Annotated in this window: 5 protein-coding genes; 1 reads left to right on the top strand and 4 read right to left on the bottom strand. The window is 63.9% G+C overall.

What is annotated here, in order from left to right:
- Nucleotides 1-288: 288 nt before the first annotated feature.
- From DH10_RS06445 to DH10_RS06430, 4 genes are all read right to left on the bottom strand, one after another.
- Complete coding sequence (locus tag DH10_RS06445) at nucleotides 289-1,554, bottom strand: glycerate kinase type-2 family protein (RefSeq protein WP_192384496.1); 1,266 nt, start codon at nucleotides 1,552-1,554, stop codon at nucleotides 289-291.
- A gap of 175 nt (nucleotides 1,555-1,729) precedes the next feature.
- Entirely contained in the window at nucleotides 1,730-2,236 is a 507-nt protein-coding gene (locus tag DH10_RS06440) for a heme-degrading domain-containing protein (RefSeq protein WP_192250882.1), read from the bottom strand.
- 75 nt (nucleotides 2,237-2,311) lie between these two features.
- Nucleotides 2,312-3,625 carry a guanine deaminase gene (guaD, locus tag DH10_RS06435; protein ID WP_192250879.1) on the bottom strand — a complete coding sequence of 438 codons (1,314 nt, stop codon included), beginning with the start codon at nucleotides 3,623-3,625 and terminating at the stop codon, nucleotides 2,312-2,314.
- A 2-nt stretch (nucleotides 3,626-3,627) separates the two neighbouring features.
- Complete coding sequence (locus DH10_RS06430; RefSeq protein ID WP_192250876.1) at nucleotides 3,628-4,854, bottom strand: urate hydroxylase PuuD; 1,227 nt, start codon at nucleotides 4,852-4,854, stop codon at nucleotides 3,628-3,630.
- Between the two features lie 152 nt (nucleotides 4,855-5,006).
- Between DH10_RS06430 and DH10_RS06425 the strand changes: the two genes are divergently transcribed.
- Complete coding sequence (locus DH10_RS06425; RefSeq protein WP_192250873.1) at nucleotides 5,007-5,927, top strand: LysR family transcriptional regulator; 921 nt, start codon at nucleotides 5,007-5,009, stop codon at nucleotides 5,925-5,927.
- Nucleotides 5,928-6,000 lie beyond the last annotated feature (73 nt).

Below are 6,000 nucleotides of genomic sequence, written 5' to 3'. Positions count from 1 at the left end.
AACAAATTAATGGGTCCTGACCCTAGCCAGAGTGTTGAAATGACCTGTTGCAACGCGACGATTAAGGATCGCCTGTCTGCGCCGCCCCTCATTGCCCTGCCGGGCATTTCTCCCCGTATAGTGACTGGGAGAAAGACGCTGTCGCGCATGATTTCGCCAACCACCAGCGTTGCAGAACTGGTCCCGGCGCTGCGGCCAGTCCGCCTTCTCCCCGTCACTATACGCGGAGAAGGTGCCGGCAGGCGGATGAGGGGCGTCCTACGCTTGTGCAGGAGCAATGCGGCAGGCTTAACGGACCAGAATCGCCCTCAGATCGTTGACGTTCGTGCCGGTCGGGCCGGGCACGAAGAGATCATCTACAGCATTGAAGGCCGTCCAGGCATTATTGCCGGCAAGCATCGCTTTGGCGTCGACGTCCGCGGCGCGCATGCGCGACACCGTCGAGCCGTCGGCGAACGCGCCGGCATTGTTCTCGGAGCCGTCGATACCGTCTGTGTCGGCGGCTAAAGCATGAATGCCATCGATGCCGTCGACGCCAATGGCAAAGGCGAGCAGGAATTCGGAATTGCGGCCGCCCTTGCCTTTAGCCCGCAGCGTCACCGTGGTCTCGCCGCCGGAGAGGATCAGCACCGGCTTGGCGAAGGGCCGGTTGCGCGTCGCCACCTCACGCGCGATCGCGGCATGGACGCCGCCGACCTCACGCGCCTCGCCCTCGATCGAATCCGACAGGATGACGGCCTCGAAGCCCTGCCGTTTCGCTTCGGCAGCCGCCGCTTCCAGCGAGACGCCGGCCGAGGCAATCAGGTGCACCTCATTGCCGGCAAAGCGCGGATCGCCCTGTCGCGGCGCATCGGCCTCAGGCGAGTTGATATGCGCCATGACCGAGGTCGGGAGCTTCATGCCATAGGCGGCGATCGAGCCCAGCGCGTCCGCACGGCTGCCGGTATCGGGGACGGTCGGACCCGAGGCGACCATTGCCGGATTGTCGCCGGGGATGTCCGAAACCACCAGCGACACCACCCTGGCCGGATGGGCGGCGGCGGCGAGGCGCCCGCCCTTGATGGTCGAAACATGCTTGCGGATGGTGTTCATCGCCGCGATCGGCGCGCCGGAGGCGAGCAGCGCCTCATTGACGGCGATCTCGTCGGCTAAAGTCAGGCCGGGCGCGGGAGACGGCAGCAGCGCCGAGCCGCCCCCCGAAATCAGCGCCACCACCAGATCGTCGACGGTGAGCCCGCGCACCTTCTCCAAGAGCCGGCGCGAGGCCTCGAGGCCGGCGGCATCGGGAACAGGATGCGCCGCCTCGATGATCTCGATGCGCTCGCATTTGGCGCCATAGCCGTAGCGGGTGACGACCAGCCCGTCGATCGGCCCGTCCCAGACCTTCTCGAAAGCCGCCGCCATCTGGGCCGAGCCCTTGCCGGCGCCGATGACGATGGTGCGGCCCTTCGGTTTCGCCGGCAAATGATTGCGGATCGTCTTCTCTGGGTCAGCGGCGGCGACGGCCGCGTTGAAGATCGCGCTGAGGAATGTTTTTGGATCGAGCAAGGTCATACTTGGCCGCCATCGGTGTTCTGCAGACTGAGCAACCGCCGGCGCCGCCCCTCACCCTTACCCTCTCCCCGTGAAGAACGGGGAGAGGGGGATCGGCAGCGTTGCGGCCAAGTCCCTTCTCCCCGTCTTTCACGGGGAGAAGGTGCCGGCAGGCGGATGAGGGGCAGCGCCGGCGTCACGACTTTTCTTCCGGCGGCAGGGCTAATTGCTTACGATCAGCGCCAAGATGGGCGCAAAGCGCATCGACCACGACACCGTGGTCCTCGCGCTCAGGCAGGCCCGAGACGGCGATGACGCCGATCACGCCGGCGCCCTTCACGGTGACGGGAAAGCCGCCGCCGGCAAGCACGTAGTCGGCAATGTCCAGACCCTCGCCGACCTTGAAGGTGCGGTCGGGCCGCTGCTGCTCCAGCACCATGCGATAGGTGCTTCTCAAATAGCGCTTCACGACATTGATCTTGCGCCGCGCCCAGTCCGGATTGGAGGCGTTCGAGCCCGGCATCGCGGCATAGAACAATTGCCGGTCGAACGTCCTGATGTCGACGATGATGGGCAGGTTTTCCTTGAGCGCCCGGTCTCTGATCGCCGAGCCGACCTCGAAGGCCACGGCCTCGTCGAAGGCCGGGAAGACCAGCGTGGCCTCCTGTTTCTTGATCAGAGCGATGTCGTCGGCGGCAGCCATGGCGTTCCCCTGTCAAATGTCGACGCACGCTTTGGCCGATGGCTGACGCGGGGTCAAGCGAAGAGCGCACTTAATCTATGCGACAATCGCGCTCTTTGCCGGCCGGCCCGCCACATAGACCTCGCGCACGGCGCGATCGTCGCCCAGCGTCTGCAGCAGGAAGAGTTCTTCCGCCAGCGTTTCAACCGTCTCCATCCTCAGCCGCATCGCCGGCGTGGCGTGAGCGTCGAGCACGACGATGTCGGCATCGGTGCCTTCATCGAGAGTGCCTATTTTTTCGGAAACCGACAGCGCCTCGGCGTTGCCGCGCGTCAATTGCCAGTAGGACTGGAAGGGGTTCAGCTTCTCGCCGTTCAGCGCGATCACCTTGTAGCCTTCGTCCATGGTGCGCAGCATCGAATAATTGGTGCCGCCGCCGACATCGGTGGCTGCCGCGATCCTGAGCGGCTTCTCGCGCCGGCGATAGCGTTGGTAGTCGAACAGGCCGGAGCCGAGGAAAAGGTTGGAGGTTGGGCAGAACACCGCCACCGAGCCCGATTGCGACAGCGCGTCCGCCTCGCGTTCCGACAGGTGGATGCAGTGGCCGAACAGGCTCTTTTTCCCCAGCAGGCCGTAATGCTCATAGACGTCGGTGTAGTCGCGCGACCAGGGATAGAGCTCCTGGGTGAAGGCGATCTCGGCGTGGTTCTCCGACAGATGCGTCTGCATGTGGAGATCGGGATGCTCGCGGCAGAGCGCGCCGGCCATTTCCATCTGCTCGGGCGAGGAGGTGATGGCGAAGCGCGGCGTGATGGCATAAAGCTGGCGGCCCTTGCCGTGCCATTCGGCAATCAGCGCCTTGGTGTCGTCATAGCCGGTCTGCGGCGTGTCGAGCACGCCGTCCGGCGCATTGCGGTCCATCATCACCTTGCCGGCGATGTTGAGCATGTTGCGGTCATGCGATTCGGCGAAGAAGGCTTCGGCGGAAGATTTGTGCACCGAGCAATAGGCGACGACGGTCGTCGTGCCTTGGCGCATCATCTCGTCGAGGAAGAGCCTGGCGATGCGGCGGCCATGCTGCGCGTTCTGGAACTTAGACTCCTCCGGGAAGGTGTATTTGTTCAGCCAGTCGAGCAGTTCGGCGCCGTAGGATGCGATGACCTGCATCTGCGGGAAATGCACATGCGCGTCGATGAAACCCGGCAGGATGAGATGCGGGCGATGATCGATCGTCTCGGCGCCGGCGGCCGCGCGCTTCCGGACCTCGGCATACGGACCGGCGGCAATGATCTTGCCATTATCGATCAGCAGCCCGCCATCCTCTTCGTAGCGCCAGGCGGAACGGTCGTCTATCGCTTCGGGCCAGCGCAGGAAGGAGAGCGTGCGGCCACGCAGGAGCTTTGATGTCATGCTTACTTTCCGGCGCCTTCGAACCAAGCCACCAAAAGGGCTCGTTCCTGGTCGGTTATCTGGGTGACGTTGGCGGGCGGCATAGCGTGGGCGCGGCCGGCCTGGAGGTAGATTTCACGCGCATGCTCGGCGATGCGCGCGTCGGTGTCGAGCATCACGCCCTTCGGCGCGTGGTAGATGCCTTCGTAGACCGGCTCCTCGGCATGGCACATCGAACAGCGGCCTAGCACGGTGTCGCGCACGGCCGAAAAATGGGCCGAAGCCATATAGACCTGGGCCGCGGCGGATGCGGCGGAGGTTTTCGGCTCGCCGGTCAAAACCTTCGGCACGGTCGACAGCCAGATGATGATCATGAACAGCACGGCGGCGCCGAGCCAGGTCCAGGTCGGGTTGCCCTTGCGAGCGTGCACCGTGTTGAAATAGTGCCGGATCAGCACGCCGATGATGAAGACCAGCGAGGCGATGACCCAGTTGAACTCAGTGCCGAACGCCAGCGGGTAGTGGTTCGACAGCATCAGGAACAGGACCGGCAAGGTCAGGTAGTTGTTGTGCAGCGAGCGCTGCTTGGCGATCTTGCCGTATTTCGGGTCCGGCTTGCGGCCGGCGATCAGGTCGGCGACGACGATCTTCTGATTGGGGATGATGACCATGAAGACGTTGGCCGACATGATCGTGGCGGTGATGGCGCCGAGATGCAGGAAGGCGGCGCGGCCGGTGAAGAGGTGCGTCAATCCCCAGGCGATGAACACCAGCACGCAATAGAGCACCAGCATCAGGCCGGTGTCGCTTTTGCCTAGCGGCGAGCGGCAGAGCAGGTCATAGACGATCCAGCCGACGCCGATGGTGGCCAGCGACAGCAGGATGCCGACCGGCACCGAGATGTTGAGCACGTTGGGATCGATCAGGAACAGATCGGCGCCGGCGTAGTAGACCACGCAGAGCATCGCGAAGCCCGACAGCCAGGTGGCGTAGGATTCCCATTTGAACCAGGTGAGATGCTCCGGCATTTCGGCCGGCGCCACCAGATATTTCTGGATGTGGTAGAAGCCGCCGCCATGCACCTGCCATTCCTCGCCGAAGGCGCCGGCAGGCAGGCCCGGACGCTGCCGCAACCCGAGATCGAGGGCGACGAAATAGAAGGACGAGCCGATCCAGGCGATGCCGGTGATGACATGCAGCCAGCGGACGGCGAAGCTCAGCCAGTCCCAGAAAATCGCGAAATCCATCATTGCAGCCGTCCCCGGGAAATCGTCCCTGCCGATCAGGCGACTTTACGGTCTGGAGCGCAAACGAAAAGAGGCGAGGTGCGCGATGACTTTCAAAAAAAAATGGAAAATACTAGGGTTACCCCACACAGCCCTTTGAGAGCCACGAACGCCGTATGGCCTATCTCGACAACATCGCCGTCTTCGTCCGTGTCGTCGAGCTCGGCAATTTGTCGGCGGCGGGTCGCGACATGCGCATCTCGCCGGCCGTGGCCTCCAACCGCATCAAGGAACTGGAGAAGCACCTCGGCGTCAGGCTGTTCAACCGCACGACCAGGCAATTGATGCCGACCGAGCATGGCACGGTCTTCTACACCGGCGCCAAGCAGGTGCTGGACGCCATCACCGAGGCGGAGGCCGCTGTCGCCGCGCTCTCCGGCCAGCCGCGCGGCACGATCAAGGTGACTGCCCCGCTCGGCCTCGGCCGGCGGCTGATCGCCTCCGGCATTCCGGACTTCCACGACAGATACCCCGATATCGAGGTGCGGCTCAGGCTCTCCGACCACAATGTCGACATCATGAAGGAAGGCATCGACGTCGCCTTCCGGCTTGGCATCATCGAGGATTCCAGCCTTCGGATGCGCGGCATCATGGAATGCGAGCGCGTGCTGGTGGCGGCGCCGAAATATCTGGAAGCGCGCGGCGAACCGTCCGAACCGCAGGAACTGGTCGGCAAGAAGCATGACTGCCTGATGCTGCGCTATGCCGGCACGCGCGAATTCGTCTGGACGCTGCAGACGCCGACCGGCGTGCAGAAGCTCGAAGTGCATGGCCCTTACGACACGGACGACGGCGATGTGCTCACCGGCTGGGCGCTGTCGGGGCGCGGCATCATCAACAAGCCGCGCTTCGAGGTGGAACCCTTCATCCGCGACCAGCGGCTGAAGGTGATCCTGGCGAAGACGCCGCCGACGCCGGTGCAGTTCGCCGCCGTCTATCCGCACAAGAAGCTGCAGGACCCGAAGGTGCGCTTGCTGCTTGATTTCATGGCCGATCGCTGCCAGCGGCTGATCAAGGATATTCTGGCCGGCAGATAAGGGCTGGCCGGCAAGTGACGGCCCGCTGGCCCAGCCGATCGGGCTTGCCTTGCATGAAGGCGAACTTAGGTTC

The sequence above is a fragment of the Mesorhizobium silamurunense genome (assembly GCF_014843825.1).
Classification (GTDB): domain Bacteria; phylum Pseudomonadota; class Alphaproteobacteria; order Rhizobiales; family Rhizobiaceae; genus Mesorhizobium; species Mesorhizobium silamurunense.
This window is presented reverse-complemented; position numbering and strand designations above follow the sequence as displayed.